Below are 1,349 nucleotides of genomic sequence, written 5' to 3'. Positions count from 1 at the left end.
TACTGCAACGGCACTTACTCGAGGGGATGTCCTCGTCGTCGGTAGTGGGAGCGGCGGGCTTGGTGTTGTCGGCGGCGGCGCCAGTTCGACCAAGCCCAGAGCTGGCCGGTGTTGCGGGTGAAGTTCAGGAGCAGGCCGATGGTCAGGCGGCGGATCTCGGGTAGCGTGAGAGCGATCATGTCTTGATAGCGGTCGTTGGTTCCCCTTTTGCCGCAATGATTTTGGATCCGGTGAGCCAGGCCAGGGCCAGCATGGACAGGGTGATGTGGGCGTACCAGGCCCGCCAGCTGCGGGCCTGGTAGTGGTCGAGGCCGGTCTCGTTCTTGGCCTGTTGGAAGCATTCCTCGATGCGCCAGCGGGTGCCTGCGATCCAGGCCAGGTCCGCGATCGTGGACCGGCGGGGCCCGTAGCAGACGTAGTAGGCGATCTCGCCCGGATTGGACACGCTGCGCCGCGCGAGCAGCCAATGCCCGCGGCCCGGCGCCCACATCACCCGGATCGGTACACGTGCCCAGTCGTAGTCGCGGGGCCCGTGCGCACCGGCACCGGCCGAGATCCGCTGCCACGAACGAGCCGGGAGCGCGGCGACGAGGTCATCAGCGCGGGCCTGGCCCCATCCGGTGGTGACCAGGGTGTCGTTGCGGCGGGTGGCCAGTACGTGGGCGATGTCGTTCTGTTCGAGCCAGAACCGCAGATACTTCACCTGACCATAGGCTTCATCGCCGGTGAACCACCGAAACAGCACCCCCGCCGCCAACGCCCGCTCCAGCATGGCCATCACCAGCCGAGGTTTGGTCGCGAACTCCACCTCATCAGGGATTCCGGCGGCCCGGCAACGCTCACGGTCGTTGGTCCACGACTCGGGCAGATACAACTCCCGGTCCACCAGAGCATGGCCATGCCGGGACGCATACGCCAGGAACACCCCGATCTGGCAGTTCTCGGTCCGACCGGCCGTGCCGGAATACTGACGCTGCACCCCGGCCGAACGAACTCCCTTCTTCAGGAAACCGGTGTCATCGGCGATCAACACCGCATCCCGATCACCGAGCCGCTCGGCCACATACCCGCGCACATCGTCACGCACCCCATCGACATCCCAGTCCGCCCGACGCAGCAACCGCTGCATCCCGTCCGGACTCACCGCCCCCGCGGCCTCGGCCAACGTCCACCCGTTCTTGCGCTCCAGCCCCGCGACCAACCCAGTCACATACTCCCGAGCCCTGGCACGCGGCTCCGACCGCGTGAAACGACCACCGATCCGCGCATGCAACGAATCCAGCTCCGCTGCAACGACATCCACCACCACACAGGCACGTTACCCGAACCGAGTGCCGTTGCAGTACTAA

General features: G+C 66.3%; 1 protein-coding gene. It reads right to left on the bottom strand.

Annotation, left to right across the window (positions count from 1 at the left end):
• Nucleotides 1–175: 175 nt before the first annotated feature.
• Entirely contained in the window at nt 176–1,309 is a 1,134-nt protein-coding gene (locus NA4_RS38275) for an IS701 family transposase (protein WP_067481139.1), read from the bottom strand.
• Nucleotides 1,310–1,349: the final 40 nt, after the last annotated feature.

This window comes from Nocardia amamiensis NBRC 102102, from assembly GCF_001612745.1.
Classification (GTDB): Bacteria; Actinomycetota; Actinomycetes; order Mycobacteriales; family Mycobacteriaceae; genus Nocardia; species Nocardia amamiensis.
This window is presented reverse-complemented; position numbering and strand designations above follow the sequence as displayed.